At 61.3% G+C, this 25,902-nt stretch carries 22 protein-coding genes; 9 read left to right on the top strand and 13 right to left on the bottom strand.

The window, feature by feature from the left end; all coding sequences use genetic code 11:
* Positions 1-145: 145 nt before the first annotated feature.
* Both ade and HCZ23_RS17065 read right to left on the bottom strand, forming a co-directional pair.
* A complete protein-coding gene (ade, locus tag HCZ23_RS17070) occupies positions 146-1,840 on the bottom strand; it encodes an adenine deaminase (protein WP_167602954.1) in 1,695 nt (564 codons plus the stop codon).
* Between the two features lie 23 nt (positions 1,841-1,863).
* Positions 1,864-2,853, bottom strand: a complete 990-nt coding sequence (locus HCZ23_RS17065; protein WP_167602953.1) for an NAD(P)-dependent oxidoreductase — start codon at positions 2,851-2,853, stop codon at positions 1,864-1,866.
* Positions 2,854-3,103: 250 nt separating this feature from the next.
* Here HCZ23_RS17065 and glpD point away from each other — a divergent pair, with 250 nt between their 5' ends.
* Positions 3,104-4,675: a glycerol-3-phosphate dehydrogenase gene (gene glpD, locus HCZ23_RS17060; RefSeq protein WP_167602952.1), complete on the top strand. Its 1,572-nt coding sequence runs from the start codon at positions 3,104-3,106 to the stop codon at positions 4,673-4,675.
* 34 nt (positions 4,676-4,709) lie between these two features.
* Complete coding sequence (glpK, locus tag HCZ23_RS17055; protein WP_167602951.1) at positions 4,710-6,182, top strand: glycerol kinase GlpK; 1,473 nt, start codon at positions 4,710-4,712, stop codon at positions 6,180-6,182.
* 55 nt (positions 6,183-6,237) lie between these two features.
* Here the strand turns inward: glpK and xylA are convergent, their stop codons facing one another.
* The 5 genes from xylA to xylF all read right to left on the bottom strand — a co-directional run bounded on the left by xylA (position 6,238) and on the right by xylF (position 12,207).
* Positions 6,238-7,542 carry a xylose isomerase gene (xylA, locus tag HCZ23_RS17050; RefSeq protein WP_167602950.1) on the bottom strand — a complete coding sequence of 435 codons (1,305 nt, stop codon included), beginning with the start codon at positions 7,540-7,542 and terminating at the stop codon, positions 6,238-6,240.
* On the bottom strand, positions 7,539-8,978 hold the full coding sequence (xylB, locus tag HCZ23_RS17045) for a xylulokinase (RefSeq protein WP_167602949.1): 1,440 nt from the start codon (positions 8,976-8,978) through the stop codon (positions 7,539-7,541). The genes xylA and xylB overlap by 4 nt, the downstream gene beginning before the upstream one ends.
* A 12-nt stretch (positions 8,979-8,990) precedes the next feature.
* Positions 8,991-9,770 carry an ATP-binding cassette domain-containing protein gene (locus tag HCZ23_RS17040; protein ID WP_254870357.1) on the bottom strand — a complete coding sequence of 260 codons (780 nt, stop codon included), beginning with the start codon at positions 9,768-9,770 and terminating at the stop codon, positions 8,991-8,993.
* Between the two features lie 12 nt (positions 9,771-9,782).
* Entirely contained in the window at positions 9,783-11,057 is a 1,275-nt protein-coding gene (locus HCZ23_RS17035; protein WP_167602948.1) for a sugar ABC transporter permease, read from the bottom strand.
* Positions 11,058-11,178: 121 nt separating this feature from the next.
* Positions 11,179-12,207 carry a D-xylose ABC transporter substrate-binding protein gene (xylF, locus tag HCZ23_RS17030; RefSeq protein ID WP_175580919.1) on the bottom strand — a complete coding sequence of 343 codons (1,029 nt, stop codon included), beginning with the start codon at positions 12,205-12,207 and terminating at the stop codon, positions 11,179-11,181.
* On the opposite strand from xylF, the gene HCZ23_RS17025 reads away from it, so the two are divergent.
* Genes HCZ23_RS17025 through HCZ23_RS17015 form a run of 3 tightly spaced genes read left to right on the top strand, consistent with a single transcriptional unit; the run spans position 12,206 to position 15,210 of the window.
* On the top strand, positions 12,206-12,430 hold the full coding sequence (locus tag HCZ23_RS17025; RefSeq protein WP_167602947.1) for a hypothetical protein: 225 nt from the start codon (positions 12,206-12,208) through the stop codon (positions 12,428-12,430). The two genes, xylF and HCZ23_RS17025, sit on opposite strands and share 2 nt — an antisense overlap.
* Positions 12,431-12,460: 30 nt before the next feature.
* Positions 12,461-13,699, top strand: coding sequence for an ROK family transcriptional regulator (locus HCZ23_RS17020; RefSeq protein WP_167602946.1), 1,239 nt, complete (start codon positions 12,461-12,463; stop codon positions 13,697-13,699).
* Positions 13,696-15,210, top strand: a complete 1,515-nt coding sequence (locus HCZ23_RS17015; protein ID WP_167602945.1) for a CRTAC1 family protein — start codon at positions 13,696-13,698, stop codon at positions 15,208-15,210. Before HCZ23_RS17020 ends, HCZ23_RS17015 begins: the two co-directional genes overlap by 4 nt.
* 2 nt (positions 15,211-15,212) lie before the next feature.
* On the opposite strand, the gene HCZ23_RS17010 is transcribed toward HCZ23_RS17015, so the two are convergent.
* The 3 genes from HCZ23_RS17010 to HCZ23_RS17000 all read right to left on the bottom strand — a co-directional run bounded on the left by HCZ23_RS17010 (position 15,213) and on the right by HCZ23_RS17000 (position 18,132).
* Complete coding sequence (locus HCZ23_RS17010; RefSeq protein WP_167602944.1) at positions 15,213-16,544, bottom strand: cytochrome-c peroxidase; 1,332 nt, start codon at positions 16,542-16,544, stop codon at positions 15,213-15,215.
* A complete protein-coding gene (locus tag HCZ23_RS17005) occupies positions 16,525-17,358 on the bottom strand; it encodes a hypothetical protein (RefSeq protein ID WP_217703243.1) in 834 nt (277 codons plus the stop codon). The genes HCZ23_RS17010 and HCZ23_RS17005 overlap by 20 nt, the downstream gene beginning before the upstream one ends.
* Positions 17,359-17,448: 90 nt before the next feature.
* Complete coding sequence (locus tag HCZ23_RS17000; RefSeq protein WP_167602943.1) at positions 17,449-18,132, bottom strand: D-lyxose/D-mannose family sugar isomerase; 684 nt, start codon at positions 18,130-18,132, stop codon at positions 17,449-17,451.
* A 182-nt stretch (positions 18,133-18,314) separates the two neighbouring features.
* On the opposite strand from HCZ23_RS17000, the gene HCZ23_RS16995 reads away from it, so the two are divergent.
* Genes HCZ23_RS16995 through HCZ23_RS16985 form a run of 3 tightly spaced genes read left to right on the top strand, consistent with a single transcriptional unit; the run spans position 18,315 to position 20,871 of the window.
* On the top strand, positions 18,315-18,839 hold the full coding sequence (locus HCZ23_RS16995; RefSeq protein ID WP_167602942.1) for a TRAP transporter small permease: 525 nt from the start codon (positions 18,315-18,317) through the stop codon (positions 18,837-18,839).
* Entirely contained in the window at positions 18,836-20,158 is a 1,323-nt protein-coding gene (locus HCZ23_RS16990) for a TRAP transporter large permease (RefSeq protein WP_167602941.1), read from the top strand. The genes HCZ23_RS16995 and HCZ23_RS16990 overlap by 4 nt, the downstream gene beginning before the upstream one ends.
* Positions 20,158-20,871: a phosphotransferase enzyme family protein gene (locus HCZ23_RS16985; protein ID WP_167602940.1), complete on the top strand. Its 714-nt coding sequence runs from the start codon at positions 20,158-20,160 to the stop codon at positions 20,869-20,871. The genes HCZ23_RS16990 and HCZ23_RS16985 overlap by 1 nt, the downstream gene beginning before the upstream one ends.
* 5 nt (positions 20,872-20,876) lie before the next feature.
* Here the strand turns inward: HCZ23_RS16985 and HCZ23_RS16980 are convergent, their stop codons facing one another.
* A complete protein-coding gene (locus tag HCZ23_RS16980) occupies positions 20,877-21,368 on the bottom strand; it encodes a MarR family winged helix-turn-helix transcriptional regulator (RefSeq protein ID WP_167602939.1) in 492 nt (163 codons plus the stop codon).
* A gap of 80 nt (positions 21,369-21,448) precedes the next feature.
* Between HCZ23_RS16980 and HCZ23_RS16975 the strand changes: the two genes are divergently transcribed.
* Entirely contained in the window at positions 21,449-22,342 is an 894-nt protein-coding gene (locus HCZ23_RS16975; protein ID WP_167602938.1) for a DMT family transporter, read from the top strand.
* Positions 22,343-22,376: 34 nt separating this feature from the next.
* On the opposite strand, the gene HCZ23_RS16970 is transcribed toward HCZ23_RS16975, so the two are convergent.
* On the bottom strand, positions 22,377-24,155 hold the full coding sequence (locus HCZ23_RS16970) for a sulfate permease (protein ID WP_167602937.1): 1,779 nt from the start codon (positions 24,153-24,155) through the stop codon (positions 22,377-22,379).
* Positions 24,156-24,211: 56 nt separating this feature from the next.
* Positions 24,212-25,888 (bottom strand): bifunctional protein tyrosine phosphatase family protein/NAD(P)/FAD-dependent oxidoreductase, encoded by a 1,677-nt coding sequence (locus HCZ23_RS16965; protein WP_167602936.1) that lies wholly within the window; start codon positions 25,886-25,888, stop codon positions 24,212-24,214.
* Positions 25,889-25,902: the final 14 nt, after the last annotated feature.

Raw genomic sequence — 25,902 nt, 5'->3', positions numbered from 1 at the left:
TCAATTTGGTCATTTTGACGATTTCGTCAATATGGATATTGCATAAAAGTAAACTAATTAGTTCACTTATTGTGACACTCATTATGACATGGAAAAACCCGCCCTCTTGGCAAAGGGCGGGCTGTTTTTCAGGCGCTAAACAGTGTCAGGCGATGATCTCGAACCTCGTCACATCGACCATGCCCCGGTCGGTGATTTTGAGCGCCGGAATAACCGGCAGCGCCAGAAAGGCCAGCTGCAAGAACGGCTCTTCCAACGTGACCCCCAAGGAGGCCGCCGCCGCACGCAGATCGACCAGATCATCACGCACCACCTCGAAGGGCTCAAGGCTCATCAGCCCCGCCACAGGCAGCGCCAGCTCGGCCAGGACTTTGCCGTCTTTCACCACGACAAAGCCGCCTTCGACCTCCGACAGGCGGTTCGCGGCCAGCGCCATATCGGCGTAATCGACCCCAACGCAGGCGATATTGTGGTGATCGTGACAGACGGTGGAGGCAATCGCGCCCGCTTTGAGGCCGAAGCCTTTGACAAACCCAGAGGCAATATTGCCGTTCTTGCCGTGGCGTTCGATCACGGTGATCCGGGACAGATCACGCGCGGGGTCCGGGGCCTTGTCGCCATCGACGATGGGCACGGTTTCGCGCAGATGTTCGGTGATGATCTTGCCCTCGATGATGCCGATCACATCGACCTCTTCGCGGTTGCCGGTGGTGCGGAACTGCTCCGGCGTGACCTTGGGCGCTTTGACCGAGCCACGGCCCACAGGTGCCACATGACCGCGCGCGGCAAAGGCGGCGTCATTTACTTCAATTCCGCCCGCGAAAACCATGGAAGCATTGCAGTTTTCCAGACTGTCCAGCACCACAATGTCGGCGCGTTTGCCCGGCGCGATCATGCCACGATCTTTCAACCCAAAGGCCTCCGCCGCCGACAAAGTCGCCGCGCGGTAGACGGCCAGAGCCGGGCTTCCAAGCGCAATCAATGTGCGGATCACGTAATCCAGATGGCCATGCTCGCCGATGTCCAGCGGGTTGCGGTCGTCGGTGCAGAGGCACATGTAGGGCGCGGTCAGATGGGTCAAAAGCGGTTGCAGCGCATGCATGTCCTTGGACACGGAGCCTTCGCGAATGAGCACCCGCATCCCTTTGCGCAGCTTCTCGCGGGCCTCCTCGACGGTGGTCGCCTCGTGTTCGGTGCGGATACCGGCGGCGATATAGGCGTTGAGATCAGTGCCGGAGAGTTGCGGACAATGGCCGTCGATATGGGCGTCCTCAAAGAGGCGAAGTTTCTTCATCGCCTCCGGGTCGCGGTAAATCACGCCGGGGTAATTCATGAATTCCGCCAGACCGATGCCGGATTTATGCCCCATGACCTCTTTCAAATCCTCGGCCAAAAGCTCGGCCCCTGCCGTCTCCATATGGGTCGAGGGCACGCAGGAGCTGAGTTGCACCCGGATCGACATCAACGTGTGCTCGGAGGCCTCCTGGAAATAGCGGATGCCCGGCAGGCCGATGACATTGGCGATCTCATGCGGATCGCAGATCGCCGTCGTCACGCCGCGCGGCAGGACGCAGCGGTCGAACTCAAACGGCGTCACCAGAGAGCTTTCGATGTGCAAATGCGTGTCGATGAAACCGGGCACGATCACCTGCCCCGTGACGTCGATCTCGCGCTTGCCTTCGTAGCGCTCATAAACGCCCGCGATCCGGTCGCCCACGATGGCCACATCGCCGACGATCAATTCGCCGGTCATGAGATCAAAGATCGAACCGTTCTTGAGCACAATATCCGCGGGCGCCTCGCCGCGCGCCACGGCAATCCGATGTTCCAAATCGCTCATGATCTTCTCCTTAAACTCACGCCTTAAACCCGAACTGCGGGAACGCGTTCGATGTCTTCCGGCAGGCCCAAAGCCGCGCGTTCGGCGTCCCGGCGACTGACCAGCCAGACCACGCGCGCGCCCGCCTCGCATTTCGCCATGATCACCTTGCGCTGATCCGACAAAAGCCACTCTTCTGTGCCATAGCTCTGGCCCACGATGACCCGCTCCGCATCGCGGCGCGCGAGTTCCAGTATGGGCGCAAACTCGGCCTCGGCACAGATCACCAGATCGGCCTCTTGCAACCGCTGCACCGCGCGCAGCGTCATCAGGTCGGGGTCCAGACTTCCGACCGGCAAAAGCGCGATGGCGCCCTGCCCGCCCTTTGTGCCACTCTCCGGCGCACCGCCCTCGGCAATCGCCGCCTTGATCACTTTGGCGGCCTCGCGCTCGGCGCCTTTGGCAAAGAGCCGTCGCGGTGTTTCCGCATAGACCCAGCGCCAGAACGCCCGTCGTTTGGCGCGCGGCACCTCTTCGGCCACATGGTCCCGGAGCCGCCCGCCAAGGGCGACGAGATCGCCCAGACGCGGCTCGAGCATCTCCTCCAAACGGGTCTTAATCTGACGGGCCAAAACCGGCGCTGCGCCTTCGGTGCCGATCGCCACCACCAAAGGATCGCGGTCCACCAGAGAGGGGGTGTTCGCCTCGCAGAGATCCGGCCGATCGACGACATTGACCAAGGCGCCCGCCGCGCGCACCACATGATAGAGCTCGGAATCGCGCGCCTCATCTTCGGTGCAAACAAACACCAGCGCGGCGTTGGCAAAGAGGTCGTCGGTGATCTCGCCCGCGTGCTGCACCGCGCGCCCTTCGGCCACCAAAGCGGCCAGTTCCGGCTCCAGTTCCGGCGCCGCCAAGACGATCCTTGCCTCGGTCTTGAGCATCAGGCGGGCCTTTTGCGCCGCCGTTTCGCCGCCCCCTATGATGACGACATCGCGCTCGATCATGCGCAGGAACATGGGGAAGAATTTCATCGGCACCGCCTCTTTATGGACTTTCCTGCAGGGTCTCCGATCAGCCCGGGAATGACAACCTGAAATGACAAGACCATCTCGGCGATCCGCGAGGTTTAACCTTGCTTTTACGCAGTCTTTTCCCCGACCTTTTCCCCGACGCGCGCCTAAATCTCTGGTCAAAAAACCTTTTCTTGACAATTTTTCGCACAGGGTCACCGTTAACAACAGACAGTTTCATTTTGCAAAGCATGACATGACCTCCCCAGACATGACCAAAGCATCCGAAAAAGACGACCTCCTCGACCTCTTCATCATCGGCGGCGGGGTCAATGGCTGTGGCATCGCCCGCGATGCGGCGGGGCGTGGGCTTAAGGTCGCGCTGGCCGAGATGGGCGATCTGGCGCAGGCGACCTCTTCGGCCTCCTCGAAGCTCTTTCACGGTGGATTGCGCTATCTCGAATACGGCGAAATCCGTCTGGTGCGCGAGGCTTTGGAAGAGCGCGAGGTGCTATTGCAAGCCATGCCGCATATCGCCTTCCCGATGCGCTTTGTCCTGCCGCTCTCGAAAGAGATGCGGTTCGACGCAGACACGCCGATCTCGAAGCTGTTGAAATACACCATGCCCTGGCTCAAGGGCCAGCGCCCCGGCTGGATCATCCGCATCGGGCTTTGGATGTATGACCATCTGGGCAAGCGCAAAATCCTACCCGGCACCACCGGTTATGATCTCAAGGGCCGACCCGAGGGCGCGCCCTTGAAGGAGATGTTCAAACACGCGTTCGAATATTCCGATGTCTGGGTGAATGACGCGCGGCTTGTGGTGTTGAACGCCATGGACGCACGGGATTTGGGCGCCAAGATCATGACGCAGGCCAAGGTCACCTCCGCGCGGCGTGAGGTGGATCATTGGGTGATCGAGGTCGAAGGACAAGGCACATTCAAAGCCAAGGCTTTGGTCAACGCGGGCGGGCCTTGGGTCGCCGACATCGTCACGGGCGTGATCGGGGTCAATTCTTCTGAGCGCGTCCGCCTCGTGCGCGGCTCGCATATCGTCGTCAACCGGCTCTATGAGCACGACAAGGCCTATTTCCTCCAGGGCTCCGACGGGCGCATCATCTTTTTCCTGCCCTACCAGCGCGATTTCACCATGATCGGCACCACCGAAGCCCCGCATGAGGCCGATCCTCTGGTGGCCGAAGCAACCTTTGAAGAAAAACGCTACCTCCTTGATTTCGCGAACCAGTACCTCAAGACGCCGCTGACCCAGGCCGATGTGGTGCATTCCTTCGCCGGCGTCCGCCCGCTCTATGAGGACGGCGCCTCAAGTGCCACCGCCGCGACCCGCGAATATGTGCTCTCGCTCGATGAAAACGGCCCGCCCTTGCTCAATGTTTTCGGCGGCAAGATCACCACCTACCGCAAACTCGCCGAGGCCGCTTTGGACAAGCTCAGCGGGCATGTCACGATGAAACAGCCCTGGACCAAAGGCGCCGCTCTGCCCGGCGGCTTCACCTATGGCCGCGACAAGGAACAGGCCACCTCGCTCATCCTCCAATTCCCGTTTCTGAGCCCCGAGTCCGCCGAACGCCTCGTCCATCTCTACGGGCGCAACGCGGCGGGAATTTTCGAGGATGTGGTTGGCGCCTCCGACATGGGTCGCGATTTCGGCCATGGGCTGACGGAGGCAGAGCTGCGCTATCTGATCCGCGAGGAATTCGCCCGCGAGGTCGAAGATGTGATCTGGCGGCGCACCAAGCTTGGCCTGCGTCTCACCGCCGCCGAGATCGCCGCCATCGACGACTGGATGCGCCAACACGTGCCGCTGCTTGTCGAGGGATGAAAGCCGCCCTATCCTCTTGAGAAAGGGAGACCTCATGACCGACAGCATTCTGGCCCTCGACCAAGGCACCACCTCGACGCGCGCGATCCTCTATGACGCCGGGCTCCGCCCCATCACCAGCGCGCAGGAAGAATTCGACCAGCATTTTCCACATTCCGGCTGGGTGGAACATGAGGCGATGGATCTGTGGCACAGCTCGAAACATTGCGTGACGCAGGTACTGGCGGAAACCGGTGCCACGCCGACCGCACTGGGGCTGACCAATCAACGCGAAACCACCGTGGTCTGGGACGCCGAGACCGGGAAACCCCTGCATCGCGCCATCGTCTGGCAGGACCGTCGCACCGCCGATCTCTGTGCCCGGCTGCGCGAAGAGGGATTTGAGGACGAGGTGACCGCCCGCACCGGGTTGTTGCTCGATCCCTATTTCTCCGCGACGAAACTGGCGTGGATTTTGGACCAACATGACGGGGCGCGCGAAAAGGCCAAGGCCGGGACACTCAAATTCGGCACGGTCGACACATGGCTGATCTGGCAGCTCACCGAAGGCCGGGTGCATGCAACGGACGCCACCAACGCCTGCCGCACGATGCTCTACAACATCCACGAAGGCACGTGGGACACGGAGATATGTGACCGTCTCGGCATTCCTATGGAGATGCTACCAGAGGTGCGCGACAGCTCCGGCGATTTTGGCGAAACCACGCTCTTTGGCGATGCAATCCCGATCCGAGGCGTCGCGGGCGATCAACAGGCGGCCACCGTCGGTCAGGCCTGTTTCGCCCCCGGCATGATGAAATCCACCTATGGCACCGGCTGTTTCGCGCTGTTGAACACCGGCGAGACCCCGGTACGGTCCGACCACCGCATGCTGACCACCATCGCCTATCAATTGGATGGCAAGGTGACCTACGCGCTCGAAGGCTCGATCTTTATCGCAGGTGCCGTGGTGCAATGGCTGCGCGACGGTTTGGGCGTCATTGAACAGGCCTCCGACACCTTGGAGATGGCCGAAAAGGCCGACCCGGAACAAAGCCTCTACCTCGTCCCCGCCTTCACCGGCCTCGGTGCGCCCTGGTGGGATTCGGAGGCGCGCGGGGCGATCTTTGGCCTCACTCGCAACACCGGCCCGAATGACTTTGCCCGCGCCGCACTCGAAAGCGTCGGCTACCAGACGCGGGATCTCGTTGAGGCCATGCACGCCGATTGGACCGCGCCGCAAGAGACCACCCTGCGCGTCGATGGCGGCTTGTCGGCCAATCCTTTCGCGATGCAATTCCTTGCCGACATTCTTGGCGCGCCGGTGGATCGGCCGAAGAACCTGGAGACCACCGCCTTGGGCGCCGCTTATCTCGCGGGTCTGGCCGTGGGCCTTTGCCCGCCGCCAGACGAGTTTGCCAAAGAGTGGCAAGCGGAGGCGACATTCTCCCCCGAGATGGACGACACCACGCGCGAAGACAAATACAGCGGCTGGACCGACGCCATCCACCGCACGCTGAGCCGCTGATCTTTTTCTTGGCGTAAATACTCAAAAAGGCGGGGAAATTCCCCGCCTTCTTATGTCAGACGAAGGAACTCACAAGGTTCTCCAACCGCTCCTGCCGGCCAGAGCGCGGCTCCGGGTTGATGTCTTCGGCCAGCACCCGCGCCTGAATGCTGTCCAGATCGCCGTGTTTCAGCATCTTTGCATTCACTGGGCTGTCCCAATCGGCATAACGCGCCGTTCGCGCGTCTTCCAGACGCCCGTCTTCCAACATCGCGGCGGCCGCCTTCAGCCCCCGCGCGCACATATCCATGCCGCCGACGTGCGCCAGGATCAGGTCCTCCGCATCCAGAGATTGCCGCCGGATACGCGCGTCGAAATTGGTGCCGCCGGTGGTGAAGCCGCCCGCTTTGAGCACCTCGTAATAGGCCAGCGCCACCTCATGCGGGGCGTTGGGGAATTGGTCGGTGTCCCAACCGGATTGGTAATCGTTGCGGTTCATGTCGATGGAGCCGAGGATGCCCAGAGAAGCAGCCAGCGCCAGCTCATGCTCAAACGAATGCCCGGCCAGAATGGCGTGACCCTGTTCGATGTTCATCTTCACTTCACCTTCAAGCCCGTAGCGCTTGAGAAATCCATAAACCGTCGCCACGTCGAAATCATATTGGTGCTTCGAGGGCTCCTGCGGCTTGGGCTCGACCAGAATGGCCCCATCCCAGCCCATCTTGTGTTTGTAGTCGACCACCATTTCAAGCATCTTCGCCGCCTGATCCGCCTCTTTGTCGAGATCGGTGTTGAGCAGCGTCTCATAGCCCTCGCGCCCGCCCCAAAGGACATAGTTCTGACCGCCCAGTTTGATCGTCGCATCCATGCAGGATTTGATCGTCGCGGCGGAATAGGCAAACACATCCGGGTCCGGGTTGGTGGCAGAACCCGCCATGAAACGGCGGTTTGTAAAGAGGTTCGCGGTGCCCCACAGAAGTTTCGTTTTCGAACCTTCCATCTTCTCGGCGAAATAATCGACAATCTCTTCGAGGTTGCGTTTGCTCTCGGCAAATGTCGCGCCCTCGGGCCGCACATCGAGGTCGTGGAAACAGAAGAACGGCGCTTGCAGGATGTCGAACATCTCGAAGGCCACATCGGCCTTCATTTTCGCCTTTGCCATGCCCTCGCCGAACCACGGACGATCAAAGGTTCGCCCGCCGAACGGGTCGCCGCCCTCATAGGCAAAGCTGTGCCAATAGGCGACGGCAAAGCGCAGATGGTCCTCCATCCGTTTGCCCATCACCACCTCATCGGGGTTGTAATGTTTGAACGCGAACTCGTTTGTGCTTGTCGGGCCTTCATATGCGATCTGCGGGATGTTTTGGAAAAACTCTGTCATGTCAGCCTCTTGAGTGCGTGTTGTGCGGTTTTGAAGCGGGCGAACCCGTCGTCATAAGCCGCCGTCAAATCGGAAATCGGGTCGATGGTGGCCTGGATACGTGGTGCGGTGGCGATCTCCGCCCCGCCCCCTGTTGCGGCCATCATACCCAGACGCGCGGCACCGAATGCGCCGCCGAAATCGCCCGCCACCGGAAGATCCACCGGCACGCCCAAGGCGGTGGCGATGGCCTCCAGCCAATAGTGCGATTTCGAACCACCACCGACGGCCAAAAGCCGGTCGATCTTTGTGCCGGTCGCGGCCAGCGCCTCGGCGCAATCCTTGATGGCGAAAGTGACCCCTTCGAGCACCGCGCGGGTGCCCGCCGCCGTGTCGGTCGCGTGTTCGAGACCCGTGAAGGCGCCCCGGATCGCGGCATCGTTCAAAGGCGTGCGTTCGCCGCCCAAGTAAGGCAGGAATTGCGTCTTACCCGGCGCTTTAAGCGCGCCCAGATTGGCGGTCAGCTCCGCCGCGCCTTTGCCCACAAAACGCCCGTACCAATTGAGCGCATCGGTCGCCGCCAGGATCACCCCCATTTGATGCCAGGTCTCCGGCAGAGCGTGGCAAAAGGTGTGAACGGCCGTTTCCGCATCCGGTTGATAGCCGTCATTGGCCGCAAACAGCACGCCGGAGGTGCCGAGCGACACGAAAGCCTGTCCCGCTTTTACGACACCCACCCCGATGGCCGAGGCGGCATTGTCACCTCCCCCGCCCGCGATCACGCAAGACGGGGACACACCCCATTTGGCCGACAGCTCCGGGCGCAATTGGCCGGAGACTTCGGAGCCTTCGACAAGGCGTGGCATGTAGCTACGATCCATCTCGGTGGCCGCCAAAAGCGCATCCGACCAGTCGCGCGCGGAGGTGTCGAACCAGGCGGTGCCCGCGCTGTCGGACATCTCACCGACGAATTCTCCGGTCAGGTAGAGACGCAGATAATCCTTCGGAAGCAAAACCTTGGTGGTCGATTTGAAAGTGTCCGGCTCATTGTTTTTGACCCAAGCGAGTTTTGGCGCGGTGAAGCCCGGAAAGACGATGTTGCCCGTAATCGCCCGAAACTGCGGATCGGCATCGAGTGCGGCTGCCTCGCGATAAGACCGCGTGTCGTTCCACAGGATGCAGGGGCGCAACACCTGATCGGACGCATCCAAAAGCGTCGCGCCGTGCATCTGGCCCGACAGGCCGATGCCTTTCACGCCCGACAGATCCGCCTGCGCTTTCAACGCCGCCATGACCGTGTCGCAGGCCGCCAACCAACTGGCCGGGTCCTGTTCCGACCAACCGTCATGGGGGCGCTCGTTGGTGAGCGCCGCATTGGCCTCCGCCACGACGCTTTGATCCGCGTCCATCAGCAGGGCTTTGAGACCGGAGGTCCCGAGATCAAGTCCGATATACATGTGAGATCCGTTTCAATAGGCTTGGGGCGGCTTTTTCCCCATGATGATCATGCCGAGGATGTCTTCGTCCGTGACCTCATTCACATTCACCGTGCCGACCTTTTGGCCGTTCTTCATCACCATCGCCCGGTCGCACAGACGCATGACGTTGTGGATGTCATGTTCGATCAGGAAGATACCGAGGCCCTGGGCTTTCAGCTCCTCGATCAGCTCCGCGACCATCTGGGTCTCATGCGGCCCGAGGGCTGCGGTGGGTTCGTCCATGATCAGGATTTTGGCGTTGAAATAGACCGCGCGGGCAATCGCAACAGACTGACGCTGACCGCCCGAAAGCGCGGAAACCGGCACTTTGAACTTTTTGAAGTTCGGATTGAGCCGGCCCATGATCTTGCGCGTCTCGGCCTCCATCGCCGGTTCATCGACAAAGCCCAAAGGCGTCACCAATTCGCGGCCCAGAAAGAGGTTCGAAGCCGCATCGAGATTGTCCGCCAGCGCCAGCGTCTGGTAGATCGTCTCGACATTATAGCGCCGCGCATCGCGGGTGTTGCGGATCTCGGCATGTTCGCCGTTGATCACCACCTCACCCGCGTCCTTTTGATAGGCCCCCGAGAGGCATTTGATCAGCGTCGATTTGCCCGCGCCGTTGTGGCCCAACAGCCCCACCACTTCGCCGGGGTAGAGATCAATGGAGACATGATCCACCGCCTTGACGCCGCCGAAGGCGATGGAAATGTCCTTGAGTTCGACCAAAGGCGTGCCGGTGTTCGGATTTTTTCCCATGTTTTCAGCCATGTGCTTATCTCCTTACGCCTTGATGCCGAGGCGTTTGCGATATTGGATGTCGATCCAGACCGCAAAGACCAGAACCGAGCCGACGACGATGTTCTGAAGCGGCGCATCGACGCCCACCATGGCCATACCGGATTGCAGCGATTGCATGATCAGCGCGCCCAGAATGGCGCCGTGAATGGTGCCGATGCCACCCGAGAGTGCCGTCCCCCCGATCACCGCCGCCGCGATCACGCGCAGCTCGTCCAGAGTGCCGATGTCATTGGAGTGCACCGACAGACGCGCCGAGGCGATCACCGCAGAAAGACCGCAAAGAAAGCCCATCAGCGCGAAAATCTTGACGGTCAGAAGTTTCGTATTGATACCGGACAGCTCAGCGGCATCCGGGTTGCCGCCGGTGGCGAAGATGTATTTGCCGAGCCGCGTCTTCTTGGCGACCATGGTCATGGCAATCGCCACCACGATCAGCACGAGAACCGAAATCGGCAGGCCGTAGGCCTCGGTATAACCGTCGGGCAGAACTTCGCCGCGGGCTTCGAACAGACGGCGCAGCTTGCCGGTCGGGATGTCATAGGCGTTGAGCGTCCCGACATAGCCGATGATGACGGCGACGATCAGCCCGCCGACAGCGAATTCAGCCCAGAGCGGCTTGGTCGGAAATCCGTGGTTTTTCTTAGCCTTGCGCGCATTGTAGAGGGCAAAGACCGCACCTGCGACGGCCAGAGCACAGATGATCCAGGACAGCGTGGCGCCAATGGTGCCCTCCGCCCCGCCCAAGACGAGGAAATTCTGATCGAGCGGCGCAATCGTCTGGCCGTCGGTCACATACCAGCCGACAAAGCGCCAGATCAGCAGACCGCCAAGGGTCACGATGAAGGCCGGGATGCCCTGATAGCCGATAAGCCAGCCATTGAAGGCCCCAATGAGGGTGCCTACGGCCAGACAGGTCAGGATCGCCAAAGGCGCAATCATCGGATTGCCGTACTCAAGACCGATGGCTTGTGGCAGCCAACGCGCCTGCATCATCGCGCCCATGGCGGAGGCGATGGCCAGCACGGCGCCAACGGAAAGGTCGATGTGACGCGTGACGATGACGAAGACCATGCCGGTCGCCATGATCGCCACAGAGACGGTCTGAACCGTCAAGTTGAAGGTGTTGCGCGGCGTGATGAACCGCCCGTCGGTGAAGAAATTGAACGTGAGCGCAATGGCGATGAAGGCGCCCACCATGCCCATGAGCCGCATGTCAAGTTCGAGCTGGGCAAACAGACTCTTGCCGCTCTGGTCCATTTTTGGGCCGCTTTCGATTTGAGTGCTATCTGCCTGATCTGACATGAGATTTGCCCTTTATTCTATGGGCACGACCCGGCATGTTCTGCGGGTCGTGCGAAAAATCCGATGACGGATCAGATCAATTACAAGGCGACGGACCGTCGGTGACGCCCTGGCAGAGCGCGTCTTTGGTGATCCAGCCCGCGTCCACAACCACGTCGAGATTGTCGGCGGTGATCGGAATGGGCCCGAGGAATTTCGCATCCATCTCTTTGCCGCCCGGCGTGGTGAATTTCACCGTGCCATCGACGTCGGAAGCCATATCGCCACCGGCAAGTTGCACCGCGATCTCAGCGGCGTTTTTCCCGAGCTCGCGGGAGTCTTTCCACACCGATACGGTTTGCGTGCCAAGCGCGATGCGGTTCAAAGCGGCGTGGTCGCCGTCCTGACCGGAGACCGGAATCCCCGCCATGCCCTGCGCCGCGAGTGCCGCCACAGCACCGCCGGCGGTGCCATCGTTGGAGGCCACAACCGCGTCCACATCGTTGTCATTGGCGGTCAGGATCGATTCCATGTTGCGCTGCGCATTGGCCGGAAGCCAGCCGTCGGTATAAGCCTCGCCCACGATGGTGATGTCGCCCGCGTCAATCGCGGCTTGCAGCACCTCTTGCTGACCCCCGCGCAGGAAGTCTGCGTTCGGGTCGGTCGGCGAGCCTTTGATCATGACGTAATTGCCGGTCGGCTGAGCGTCGAACACGGCCTGCGCCTGAAGACGACCCACCTCGACGTTGTCGAAAGTCAGGTAAAAAGCGCGCGGGTCTTCGATCAGGCGGTCATAGGCGATCACCGGAATGTCTTCGTCGGCGGCCATTTGCACCGCCGGGATCACCGCCTGGGTGTCCTGGGCCAGAACGATGAGGGCATCGACGCCCTGCGCGATCAGGCTTTCGATGTCTGAGAGCTGCTTCGCCGAGGACGATTGCGCGTCCGCAGACACGTAAGTGGCGCCCGCCGCATCGAGGGCCGCCTTGATGGCGCCTTCGTCGGTTTTCCAGCGTTCTTCTTGGAAATTGGACCAGCTGACGCCGACCGTGAGACCCTCTGCCATCGCAGATGTCGTGAAACCGGCCGCCACGATCGTGGCCGCCATCAACATGGATTTACGCATGAATATCCTCCCAAATCTCCACGCCGATGCCGCCTCTCCTCCTCAAGAGCTGCGCACGGCGGGTCCGACTCATCGTCGGCTGTCCAAATCATGCCATATTTATTTCGGCTGTCAAAAAAATAATCTCGCTTTTGCACAAAAAATGGGTGAAAATGAATCGCAATACGGCGTTCAACCCGATCAATTTCCTAATATTTTATGCTGCACGGCGGCATTTAATTAGGAAGGCGAACTATACAAAAAGGCAGGTGCCATGCCCGACACGGACCTCAGAACAGAAGATCTGGACGGCTGCGGCCCGCTGCTGCCTGAGAAGGACAGTTTTGCGAAATCCAACCGGCGGCAGGTGTTTGAGGCGGTGCGCGCCAGTGGCATCATCCCGCGTGTCGAACTGGCCCGACAGCTGGCACTCTCGCCCGCGACAGTGACCCAGATCACCACGGAGCTGATCGAAGCGGGCCTCATTGAGGAAGGCGAATTGCCGCGCGAGGGCGACAGTCAACGGGGGCGTCCGCCCGTCGGCCTTCGGGTGCGGGCCACGGCGGCCACCGTCGTAGGGATCAAGATTTCGGATCGTTCGAACTCCGCTGTCGTGCTTGATATGGCTGGCAATCTCTTGGGCTCGGCCACCCTGCCCGCGCCGCCCACCGCGCGCAGCACCGAAGAGGTTTTGCGAGAGGCCGAAACCATCATTCAGGCCGCTTTGGACGACGCGGGGCCCGGCATCGAACCGCTCACCATCGCTTTGGGCCTGCCCGGCATGGTCGATTTCATCACCGGGCGCGTGCTCTGGTGCCCCTTCATGGAAGAGACCGATGTGCCGCTGCGCGATCTGTTGCAGAACCGGCTGCACCGGCCCGTGCGGATCGACAATGACGCCAACCTTCTGGCGCTGGCGGAACTTTGGTTCGGTGAAGGACGCGCGCTTGATAACTTTGCCGTGGTCTCGATTGAGCACGGGTTGGGCATGGGTCTCGTGATCCGCAATCAGCTCCACCGCGGCGGCATGGGCCACGGGATGGAATTGGGTCACACCAAGGTGCAACTGGACGGCGCGCTGTGTCGCTGTGGTCAGCGCGGCTGTCTCGAGGCCTATGTGGCCGACTATGCTTTGGTCCGCGAAGCCCACACCGCGCTCAATCTCGGACATCAAAGCACCTGTGCCGATGTGATGTTGGAAACGCTCTACGCGCAGGCCAAGGAAGGCAATGCGCTCGCGCGCACGATCTTTGCCCGCGCCGGGCGCTATCTGGCGGCGGGGCTCGCCAATGTGGTGACGCTCTATGACCCCGCATTGATCCTTCTCTCCGGCGACCGCTTGCGCTACGACTATCTCTATGCCGAGGATGTGCTCCATGAGACCCATGCCTTGACCCATCGCCCCGGACGCCCGCCGACGCCGGTGGAAATCCATGCCTGGGGCGATCTGGTCTGGGCACGCGGTGCGGGGGCCCTGGCGCTTGATTTTGCGACGGAAATGCGAGTGGAATGACCGATAGACGACTGGTTTTGGCCCTTGGCCTGATGATCCCCCTGCCGCTCCATGCGCAGTCGATCCCACAGTTTCAGAACCGCTCCGATGCCCTGCCCGCGCATGTCTATGGCGGCGGCTGGGAACATTTCGTCGGTGGTGGTTTGGCGGTGTTCGACTGTAACGGCGATGGTATGCCGGAGATTTTCGCGGCCGGTGGCGAGACCCCGGCGAGCCTGATGCTGAACCGGTCTTTGCAAGGCGACGCGCTGTCTTTTGAGCCGGGCGAGATCATGGAGATGACCGGTGTGACCGGTGCCTATCCTTTGGACATTGACAGCAATGGCGTGACCGATCTTGCCGTGCTGCGCGTGGGTGAAAACCTGTTGCTGCGCGGCTTGGGCGACTGTGCCTTTGAGCGCGCCAATGAAGATTGGGGCTTTGACGGGGGCGACCGTTGGACCACGGCGTTTACTGCGGGGTGGGAAGACGGCGCCGCGCGTCCATCTCTGTTTTTCGGCAATTATGTCGACCGCGACAACCCGGACGGACCCTTTGAGGCCTGTGATGTCAATGAGTTGCATCGCCCTGTGGTGGGTGGCTATGAGAAGAGCGTGCTGGAGCCGGGATTTTGCACCCTCTCCGCACTGATCTCGAAAGGCGCGCGCGGAGTTCAGAGCCTCAGGCTGTCGAACGACCGGCATTACTACGTCAAAGGCGGCTACGAGCAGTTGTACGATCTGCAAGAGAACCGGTTTCTGGACGATCAGGACGGTTGGGAAAAGGTCTCGCTCTGGGGGATGGGCATCGCCGAGCGTGACATCGACGGAGACACCATCCCGGATGTGATGCTGACCTCGATGGGCGATCAGCTTTTGCAATTCGGCCAAGAGGACGGTCACTACAAAGCGGCACCCTATGAGATCGGCACCTATGCGCATCGACCGCACCTGGGCGATGACGGGCGGCCCTCGACCGGCTGGTCGGCGGATTGGGGCGATGTCGATAATGACGCCCGCGCCGATTTGTTCATTGCCAAAGGCAATGTCGAACAGATGCCCTCGAATGCCGCACATGATCCCAATAATCTGTTGCAACAAAAGTCCGACGGCACCTTTCGCGAGGTCTCGATTGCGGCAGGTGTCGCCTCGATGGAGAAATCGCGCGGAGGCCATCTGGTCGATCTGAACGGCGACGGTTTGCTCGATCTTGTGGTGGTGAACCGGCAAAGCGCGATGGAGTTGTATCAGAACGTGACGCCCAATGCCGGGCACTATCTGGCCGTCAGCTTGCGCCAGCCGGGGCTGAACCCGGAGGCCGTGGGCGCAACGATTGAAATCCTGACCAATCGCGGGCTGCAGCGTCAGGATGTCACTGTGGGCGGCGGGCATGCTTCGGGCAAGGCGGTGCCTTTGCATTTCGGTCTGGCGGATGCCGAGGTGGCGCAGGTCAAGGTGACCTGGCCCGATGGCGAGGAAACCGGCTGGGTCGAGATCACGCAGTTTGATCGCTGGGTCGAGCTGACGCGTTGACGTTATTTCTCAAACGAAAGCCCTGAGGGAACGGTGTCGGGAATACCCAACCGGCGCGGATCGTCTTCGAGCGCCGCCAAAAACGCCATGAGCGCGTCGATGTCCTCGCTGGGCAGAATGCGGTCTTCGACCTCGATGGCGGCCAAGATCGCCGCGCGGTCTTCGGCGCTGTTCATCACGTTCCAATCGTATTCCAAACCCGGCACCTCTGGCAGCGTGGCGTGGAAGCTTTCGTAATGCGCGAGGCTGTCGGCAGGGGCGAGATGGGCCACCACAAAAGACCGCAGATCGCTATAGGCGCCGGCGTGGCCATAGGGTGCGCTCAGGGTGATATTGCGCAGCGCGGGCGTGCGGAACGCGTAGAGATCTTCGGCCTTTCCGGTCACCCGATAGCGGCCTTCGTCGCGGTTGCCGCGCTCGAAATCCAGCGTCTTGCCGGGGCCAAGCTGTGGCTGCCCCATGGCGTGAAAATCGTGATCTGTCTGGAACTTACCACTATGGCACGTGGCACATCCGGCCTCACCGTAAAACAGCGTCATGCCCTTTTGCGCGGCCTCGGACAAAGCCGCATCATCGCCCCGCAGATAGCGGTCGAAGGCACTGTCGTCAGAGCGGTATTCAAAGGCCATGAAGGCGGCGATGGTGTTGGAAATATCGGCGAAATGGATCGGGCGACCAAAGGCAATCTCGGGATAGACCTGCTCGAACCGGGACTGATACTCGGGGATGGCGGCGACCTTTTCCGCGATCATATCCCACGCACCACCGTCGCCCGAAAATCGGCCCTGGCGGATGGCTTTAGACAGCGTATTCTCACTCACCTGCCCGCCCATTTCATCGGGCGAGAGCACCGGAAAAGCGGCCTGCGTCGCCAAGACGCCGGAAACGCGGGCAAAGAAATCGTCCTCGATCGGCACACGTAAATGACCCCCGGTCATTTCAACGCGACCGTCATGAAACATCACGGTATATTCATGTGCGCCCAGATTGTAGAGCACCGGCGCGTTTCGCGGGATGCGATCTTCGGGCAGGTTATCTGGGTTGGCGACCCGGGTCGGGGCAAGACCAACACCGCCCTCGCCCATGCCCAAAGACAGCCCATCGGACGTGCCAAGACGCGGGTGGTGGCAGGTCGAACAGGAGATATTGTCATTGCCCGAAAGGATCGGATCGAAAAACAACAATTGGCCCAGTTCGGCCTCCGCCGGGGTCACCGCCATGTAATCGGCGTCCGTGATCGGATCGGGGAGAAGCGCGCGATCAAACTCCGCCGCCATCGCGGGGGGGACCAAACAGAGGGTGAAAAAGATCAGATCAAGACGCATATTCGACATAGGCAAAGGCCTGTCCATCGGGTGACCATGATGGCGAGTTGATCGTCCCCTGACCGCCGGTCAGTTGCACCAGAGTTTCCGTCGGACGATCCCCCCCGGACCAGAGCCGCAGCTCCACATGCATCCCCGGAGGATGGCCCACCGTACCCTCCGGATAGGCAAGATAGACAACCCTATCGCCATCAGGTGACGGGTGCGGGAACCAGTTGACCATGGCGTCCTCGGTCATGCGCTCCAAACCCGACCCATCCGGGCGCACGCGCCACAGCTCAGAGGCGCCGGTGCGGTCGGAATTGAACCAGATCCATTTGCCATCGGCGGAGAAATCCGGCCCGTCGTAATGATGCGCGCCTTCGATGACACAGGTCTCATGCCCGCCGTCCGCATGCGCCGTGTAGATGCCGAACAGCCCCTCACGCACGCCCGTGTAACAGATGGTGCCGCCATCGGGTGAGATGCCGTGAAACCACGAGGGCTTTTTGCGGCTGACCTCGATGGGATCGTCATCCGCGCCAAGGTCCTGCCGCCAGATCCGCGCCGCGCCGCCATAGGAATGGTCAGTAAAATAGAGCGTCTCGCCGTCGGGCGACAGACCGTGATCGTTGTTCAGATTGATGCAAAGCCCGGTGTCGATTTCGAGCAATTCCGGCTGGTCGAGATCGACCCAGAACAGGCTGCCGTCACCATTCACCATGAGCGCCGAGCCGTCCGGCACCCAATTGGGCGCGGCAATTTCCATGTCGGTTTCAAGGACCGGAAAAGCCGCCTGCTCCTCAAAATCGTAAATCATCACCCGAGAAACCCAGCCCGACATATCACCCCTCCCGGCACGTCTATCAGAGCCACGCTACACCTTGGTGTGGGCGCATACAATCACCTCGGGCAATCACCTCGGGCAATCATCTTAGAGCCAACGCCCGTAATCGCTGACCAAGAGATGCAGCGGCGCCTCGTCTTCTTCGATGTCAGAGAACCGCCCGATGGGATCGCGAAAGATATTGTCGGTGCGGTCGTCATTCACATTCGACACTTCGCCGATCAAAACCTTGCCGCCCTCGCCCCAAAAGGCATGCCAATGCCAGGGCTCCAAAGTGACGCTTTCCCCGGGCGCCAGCGCCAAACGTTCGCCCGGTTTCAGCACTCTTAACTGACCGTCGGTCACAACCTCGACCGGCGCTGTTTCGTCGATCTCGTCACCTGTGCGTGTCCAAAGCTCAAGCACCAATGTGCCGCCGCCCCGATTGATGATGTCCTCGGTCTTCTTGAGGTGGTGATGCATCGGGCTGATCTGATTTTCCCCTGAAATCAAAAGCTTTTCGGCGTAAAGCGGCCCCATGCCGCGGGCGACATTGGCGGCATTTCCGTTGCGCAGGGTAAAGAGAAACAGCCCAAGGCCCTCGAAATCCCCCTGCCCGTAATCGGTGATGTCCCAGCCCATCATGTGGTCCCGGATCATCGCACCGCCCTCCTCGACGTGCTCTTGCAGCGCCTCGGGCGCGAGATAGGCAAAGGGCGGCATGACAAAGCCGAAAGACCGCATGAAGGCATCGGACTCGCGGATGATGTCATTGACGGTGGAGCGTTTCATTGGGGCTCTCCAGTGCGGCACAGAGGTCTGTGAGACCTGTTAAATCCCCCCAAGACAAGCAAATTTTGACCTCACAGTCAAACATCTTTCAAAGCGATTTGAGGGGCATGAGACCCACGTTTTGCGGTTGACCGGCAAGGTGCAGCCGCTAAACCCGAGGCAGGGTTTTGAGGGCAGGACATATGTATGACACAGTGTCGAAGCGGATCGGCCAGTTGGCGCAGATCACGGCGCTTCTGGGCGGGCTCGGGTTGTTCGCGGTGATCGGGGTCACTTGCGTCTCCGTCGCGGGCCGCGCACTGGACGGTTTGGGGCTGGGCCCCGTGCCGGGTGACATCGAACTCGTGGAGCTGGGTATCGGCTTCGCGGTCTTCTCCACGCTGCCCTACGCACAGTTTTTCCGCACCCACGCCCGCGTCGATCTGTTCAAACCGGCTTTCGGCGCGCGGCCCAACCGGGTGCTCGATCTGATCGGCGAGCTGTTGATGTGCGCGCTCACGCTGGTGTTGAGTTGGCGGCTTTGGCTCGGCATGCTCGACAAGGCGGCCTATCACGAGACCACCTTTATCCTGCAAATCCCGCTGGTCTGGGGCTATCGCGCTGCCATGGCGGTGATGGTCGTCGCCTGTCTCGTCGCCCTGTTTTCTGTGCTGCGCGCGATCCGTGCTTTGATCCTACCGGAAACGCACACGGAGGTGCAATCATGAGCCGCATCGAGATCGGTCTCTGGTCCTTCCCCGTCCTTCTGCTGCTTCTGTTTCTGCGCATCCCGATCGGGGTCTCCATGGCGGTTGTCGGTTTTGGTGGCGCCTATTTGCTCAACGGCAACTCGATCATGATGCTGAGCCAGCTCAAACATCTGACCTATGGCGAGTTCTCTTCCTATTCCTTTTCGATCATCCCGCTGTTTCTCCTGATGGGCCATTTCGCCACGCTGGGCGGCATGTCCACGGGGTTGTTCAAGGCCGCCGAGACCTGGCTTGGCCATCGCAAAGGCGGCGTGGCCATGGCCGCCGTGGGGGCCTGCGCGGGGTTTGGTGCGATTTGCGGATCGTCACTGGCGACGGCTGCAACCATGGGCAAAACCGCGCTCCCCGAGTTGAAACGCTACGGCTACTCGGGCCGCCTCGCCACAGCCTCCCTCGCGGCGGGTGGCACGTTGGGCATCCTCATCCCGCCCTCGCTGATCCTCGTGGTCTACGCCATGTTGGCCGAGGAAAACATCGCCAAGCTCTTCCTCGCCGCCTTCGTTCCCGGCCTGCTCGCCGCCCTCGGCTACATGATCTGCATCTCGATCTATGTCCGCCTGCGCCCCGATTGTTGCAGTTCCCGCGCGCCTGCCAGCTGGGCTGAGCGCTTCACCGCACTGTTCAACGTCTGGCCGGTGATCGCGATTTTCGGCGCCGTTGTCGGCGGCATCTATCTGGGCATTTTCACGCCCACCGAAGGCGCCGCCGTGGGCGCGGCGGGCACCGGCCTCGTGGCACTTTTGTCCGGCAGCCTCACATGGCGCGGCGTCGCAGAGGCGATTTTCGAGACCGCCGCCTCCACCGGCATGATCTACCTGATCCTCCTGGGCGCCAAGATGTTCAACAATTTCCTGGCGCTCTCCGGCCTGCCCATGGCCGCCGCAGGTTGGGCCGAGGGGTTGACACTCTCGCCCTGGCTGATCCTGATCGCGGTCCTGTTGATGTACCTCGCCTTCGGCTGTGTCATGGACAGCCTGTCGATGATTTTCCTCACCATCCCGATCCTCTATCCGATCATGGCGGGGCTGGATTTCGGCCTCACACCCGGCGAGTTCGGCCTTTGGTTCGGGGTCATCGTCTTGATCGTCGTCGAGGTCGGGTTGATCACGCCGCCCGTGGGCATGAATCTTTTCATCATCAATGCCTTGGACCCCGATGTTCCGATCTCGGAAACCTTCAAAGGCACGCTGCCCTTCGTCCTCACCGACCTGATCCGTGTGGCAATCCTTGTGGCCTTTCCGGTGCTCACCCTCGGCCTCGTGCGGCTGGTCTACTGATGCTGCCGCCCATTCATCTTTGGGGCCTTTCCGCCCCTCTCGAACCGCTTGGCGGTGGCCATCGCAATGCCGTGTTTCGCACCTCTGAGCTGGCGCAGGATCTGGTGTTCAAATCCACCCGTCGCACGGAAGCGCAATTGCGCTGGCTCACCCCCGTTCATGACGCTGCTGAAGCCGTAGGCTTTACTGTGCCTCGGCTGATCCATACGCAGGACGGACGGTTGGGGGCGGAAGGATGGACCTGCGAGCCGCTGATCGACGGCCGCCCGTTTCAGCCTGAAGACCTGCCGCAGATCGCCGAACGGATGGATGCCTTTCATCGCAATGCCAGTGAGTTACCGCAAAGACCCGACTTCCGGTCGTCCCGCGATCTTCTTGCGGAAACTTCCGGCGGAGACGTAGATCTCTGCGCCCTGCCCGCCGATCTGCTCGCGCTGTGCCGCAAGGCATGGGGCGCCCTCGATGGCGAGATCGGCGTCATTCACGGCGATCTCACCGCAGGCAACCTGATCCAGACGGAGGCAGGCCCGGCCCTGATCGACTGGGATGAGGCGCGCAGGGATGATCTTGCGTTTGATGCGCTGCGCACCCGGCCTGAGACAGCGACAGCCCCTGAGAAAACCGCAGCACTGGCGTGGGAAGTGGCCTGTAGCTGGCAAATCGAACCGGACCACGCGGCCCTCGTCGCCCGCGTGTTGAAAACCCGAGTTTAAAGCCCCTAAAGTCGCTCCAGCCAGTTGGCGAGCAAGCCGTCGATCTGCGCAAATTCCTCGGCGCTCAACATCTCCGTCAGGCGTTTCTGCGTCGCGACGTGATCCTCGACCGCCCGTTCGATCACCTCGAACCCGGCCTCGGTCAGCGCCACAATCGCCCGGCGTGCGTCATCTTTATCGCTGCGCCGCACCACCAGCCCCTGCGCCTCTAACCGGTTGATCCGGTTGGTCACGGTCCCGGAGGTGATCATCATCTGCGCCATCAATTCGCCCGCGGTGAGCGCATAGGGGTCGCCCGAGCGCCGCAACGTCGCCAAGAGATCGAAGCTCGCGCCATTGAGGCCGTGGCGGGCAAAAGTGGCCTCCATCTCTGCCGTCAGCGCCCGCACGAGCCGCCCCATGCGCCCGATCAGCGCCATGGGTTCCGTGTCGAGGTTCGGGCGTTCTCGACCCCATTGTGCGCGAATATCGTCGGGTGTGAGTGTCTGTTCATCCATAGCAGAAGATGTCTCAAAATTTTATCTTGACGTCAAGATGTATCGACATATCTTGACATCAAGATAAATGGAGAAATGCAATGTCCCAAACGACATCCCGCACAACGGACCTCATCATGACGGGCCTCGCCCCCGCGATCTGGGGATCGAGTTACCTCGTCACCACGCGTTTTTTACCCGAAGGCATCCCCGTCACCATCGCGCTGTTGCGCGCCCTGCCCGCAGGGATTTTGCTTTTGCTGATCCTGCGGCAACTGCCGCCCGTCACTTGGGTGCCGAAACTTCTGCTGCTCGGCGCGCTGAATTTTACCCTGTTCTGGATTTGTCTCTTCGTCGCCGCATATCGCCTGCCCGGTGGGGTCGCCGCGACCCTCGGCGCGACGCAGATGCTGATCATTCTGGCGCTTTCAAGGATGTTGCTTGGCACGCCAATGCGGCCCTTAGCGGTGCTCGCCGGGCTGATCGGCGTCGTTGGCGTCGGCGCGCTGGTGCTTACCCCCACGGCGCAGCTCGATGGCCTTGGCCTTTTGTCCGCCTTTGGTGGTGCCGTGTCCATGGCGCTTGGCACCGTCTTGAGCCGCAAATGGACCCCGCCCGTGCCGCCCCTGACTTTCACCGCATGGCAGTTGGTGGCGGGCGGGCTTTTGCTTGTGCCGCTGGCGATCTGGATTGATCCGCCGACGCCTACCTTTACCGCGACGAACATGGCGGGCATTGCCTATCTCGGGCTGATCGGCGGCGCTTTGACCTACTACTTTTTCTTCAGGGGCATTGCCCGCCTCGGCCCGGCAACGGTTGCGCCTTTGGGCTTTCTCAGCCCGGTGACGGCGGTGGCCTTGGGGCTGATCTTTGCCGGCGAAAGCCTGTCGCTGCTGCAAAGCCTTGGCATGGCGCTGGTGTTCTTCGCGGTCTGGCTTGGGCAATATGCGCAATCGCGCCCTGTCATCTCGGCCAAGCTCCAGCCCGCCGAATGAAAAACGCCCTCCCGATTTGGGAGGACGTTCTCTTTTAAGCCGCGTCGCTGGCGGGTGTGGGTGATGTCACATCGCCCGTCACATCCCCCAAAGCCTTCATCGCCGCGAATTGGCTGAGGAAGACCTGCCCCGTCAGATCGTGCAGGAAATGCGATTTCTGCAAGCGATCCATCACCGGGCCTTTGACCTCAGAAAGATGCAGTTGAATGCCGCCATCGGCCAGACGCCGGTTGATCTCCTCAAGCGCTTCCAAGGCCGAAGTGTCGATCTCATTGACCGCCGGGCACATCAGCACGATGTGTTTGAGCGCCTCATCGCCCGCCACCCGGTCGAGGATGTAATCCTCAAGGAAGCGCGCATTGGCAAAATACAGGCTCTCATCGACCCGGATCGTCACCACCGCGGGCGTCGTGAGCACCTCGTGGCGGTTGATGTTGCGGAAATGCTCGGTGCCCGGCACCAGACCCACCTCCGCAATGTGAGGTTTCGAGGTCTTATAGAGATGCAGCGCGATGGACAGGATCACCCCCGCAGACACGCCCACCTCGACACCGGAGACCAGCGTCAAGACGATGGTCGCGAGAACGGCGGTGAAATCGGCGCGCGAATAGGCCCAGGTGGTTTTGAGGATCTTGAAATCCACCAGAGAGAGCACGGCGACGATGATGGTCGCGGCCAAGGTCGCCTGCGGCAGGAAGTAAATGAGCGGCGTCAGAAAGAGCGCGGCGATGGCGAGGCCGACGGCGGTAAAGGCGCCGGCCGCAGGCGTCTCGGCGCCCGCGTCAAAGTTCACGACAGAGCGCGAGAACCCGCCCGTGACCGGAAAACCGCCGGTGAAGGCCGCACCGAGGTTAGCCGCGCCCAGACCGATCAACTCCTGATCGGGATCGACGCGCTGGCGTTTCTTGGCGGCCAGGGTTTGCGCGACCGAGATGGATTCCACGAAGCCGATGATCGAGATCAGAAGCGCCGGGATGAAGAGTTGCTTCAACAACGCCAGCGAGCTGATCGGCCAGGTAAACGGCGGCAGGCTCTGCGGCACCTCGCCGACAATACGCACGCCATGTTCATCGAGACGGAAGACGCCGACCACCAGCGTGGTGACGAAAACCGCCGCGACTGGGCCCGCTTTGGTGATGACATCGGCGAGACGTGGGCCGAGGCCGAGTTTTTTCAACAGAGGTTTCAAGCCTTTACGGACCCAGAACAGGAAAGCGGTGGCCAGAACCCCGATCACCAAGGTGATGAAATTCATCTCGGACAGATGCGTCCAGAGGCTCTCCAACAGGTGCAAAAGCGTGTGTCCGCCCGCGCTGACGCCAAAGATATGCTTGAGCTGAGAGGCGGCAATCAGGATGCCCGAGGCGGTGATGAAGCCTGCGATGACCGGATGCGACAGGAAATTCGCCAGAAATCCGAGACGGAAGACGCCCAAGGTGACCAACATGGCGCCTGACAGGAAGGCCAGTGTGATGGCGGCGGTGGCATAGCCCGCCGTGCCCTGTTCGGCCACCTGCCCGACGGCGGCGGCGGTCATCAGCGAGACGACGGCGACCGGACCGACGGCCAAGGCACGCGAGGTGCCGAACACCGTATAGAGCATGATCGGCACGATGGAGGCGTAAAGCCCCGCCTCGGGCGGCAGTCCCGCCAAGAGCGCATAGGCCAGGGATTGCGGGATCAGCATGATGGTCACGATGATCGCGGCCACCCCGTCATTGGCAAAGGCGGCGCTGTTGTATTTCGAACCCCAGTCGAGAATGGGGAGGTAGCGTTTCAAAAGACGCGGGTCGAACGACAGTTTAGATGACACGGGCGGTGTCCTTTCAGATTGGTCATAAAGGGCGGACCACGGCCCGCCCTTCGCATTTATTTCGCCGAAACTTTCTCAGGCTTGATCATCCACTCCTTGCCGCGCAGCATGGCCTTCCAATAGACGGGCGGCAGGATCTGTTCCTTGAGCCACCAGGCCTTGCGCGTCGGTTTCGTGCCGTCGAGCACCCATTTCGGGAAAGACGGCAACAGCACCCCGCCATAGCCAAATTCCGCGAGAACGATCTTGCCCTTCTCCACCGTCAGGGGACAGGAGCCATAGCCGTTATACCCCGCCTGCGGGCCTTTGCCGTCGATGTCGGCGGCGACGTTTTCGGCCACGATCGGCGCCTGCATCCGGGCGGCAGCCGCGGTTTTGGCGTTGGGCGCGTTCATCACGTCGCCCAGAGACCAGATGTTGTCGAATTCCTTGTGGCGCAGCGTCACCTGATCCACATCGACCCAACCGCTCGCGTCGGACAAGGGCGAGACCTTGATGAAATCCGGCGCGCTTTGCGGCGGCACCACGTGGATCATGTCGAAATCGACGGTCACCTCGGTGGGCTCGCTGTCGGGTTTCGCCACCGTGAAAGTGGCTGTCTTGGCCGGCCCGTCGATGGATTTCAGATTGTGGAAGAAATTCAGGTTCGCGCCATAGCGTTCAACATAGCTTTCCAGCGCAGGCACGTAATCTTTCACCCCGAACAACACCCCGCCCGCATTCATGAACTGGATGTCGATATTGCCGAGAACACCGGCCTCTTCCCAAGTGTTCGCGGACAGATACATCGCCTTTTGCGGCGCGCCCGCACATTTGATCGGCATCGGCGGCTGGGTGAAGACGGCCTTGCCGCCTTTCAGCCCCTTGACCAACTCCCAAGTGTAAGGGGCCAGATCATAACGATAATTCGACGTCACGCCGTTCTTGCCCAGTGTTTCCACGAGGCCTTCGATCTTGTCCCAATCGAGTTTGAGCCCCGGACAGACGATCAGCCGGTCGTATTTCACCACCCGGCAGCCGTCGAGAATGACCGCGTTGTTTTTCGGCTCGAAAGCCGCGACGGCGGACTTGAGCCAATGCACCCCGCGCGGGATCAGGGACCCCATGGTTTTCGCCGTGGTGGAGGGTTCGAACACGCCTGCGCCGACCATGGTCCAGCCGGGTTGGTAATAGTGGATGTCCGCCGGGTCGATGAGCGCGATGTCGAGGTCCGGTTTGCGGGCTTTGAGAGAGGCCGCGACGGCCACACCGGCCGCGCCCCCGCCGACGATCACCACCTCATGTTTGGCATCTTCGACGGAATCCGTCGGCGTCACGCCACCATTGGCGATGCGGCGCGCCACGCCGGTCATGTCGTAGCCTGCGGCCTTGGTCGCGGCCAAAATGTCGACCACGGATTTCTCCTTGGCCATCGCCAAAGACCAAAGCGTCGTGGTGCGCGTGCCTGTGCGGCAATAGCCAAAGACCGGCCCCGGCAGTTCGGTCAGCGCGTGGCGAAAGGCGGTGGCGGTCTCTTCGGTCACCATGCCGGGCGTCACCGGCAGGTAGAGAAACTCAAGCCCCTCGGCCTCGGCGGCACGGGCCATTTCCTCGTGGCTGGGCTGGTCGCCTGCCTCGCCGTCGGGGCGGTTGCACACCACCGCACGAAAGCCGCGGCGTTTGAGTTTGGCCATATCCTCGGGCTGCACCTGCCCCGAGACGGACAGGCCGTCCGTGATCCGTTTAATTTCCATTCGTGCGTCTCCTC

Origin of the sequence: Celeribacter sp. HF31 (assembly GCF_011806455.1) — a bacterium.
GTDB lineage: Bacteria > Pseudomonadota > Alphaproteobacteria > Rhodobacterales > Rhodobacteraceae > Celeribacter.
This window is presented reverse-complemented; position numbering and strand designations above follow the sequence as displayed.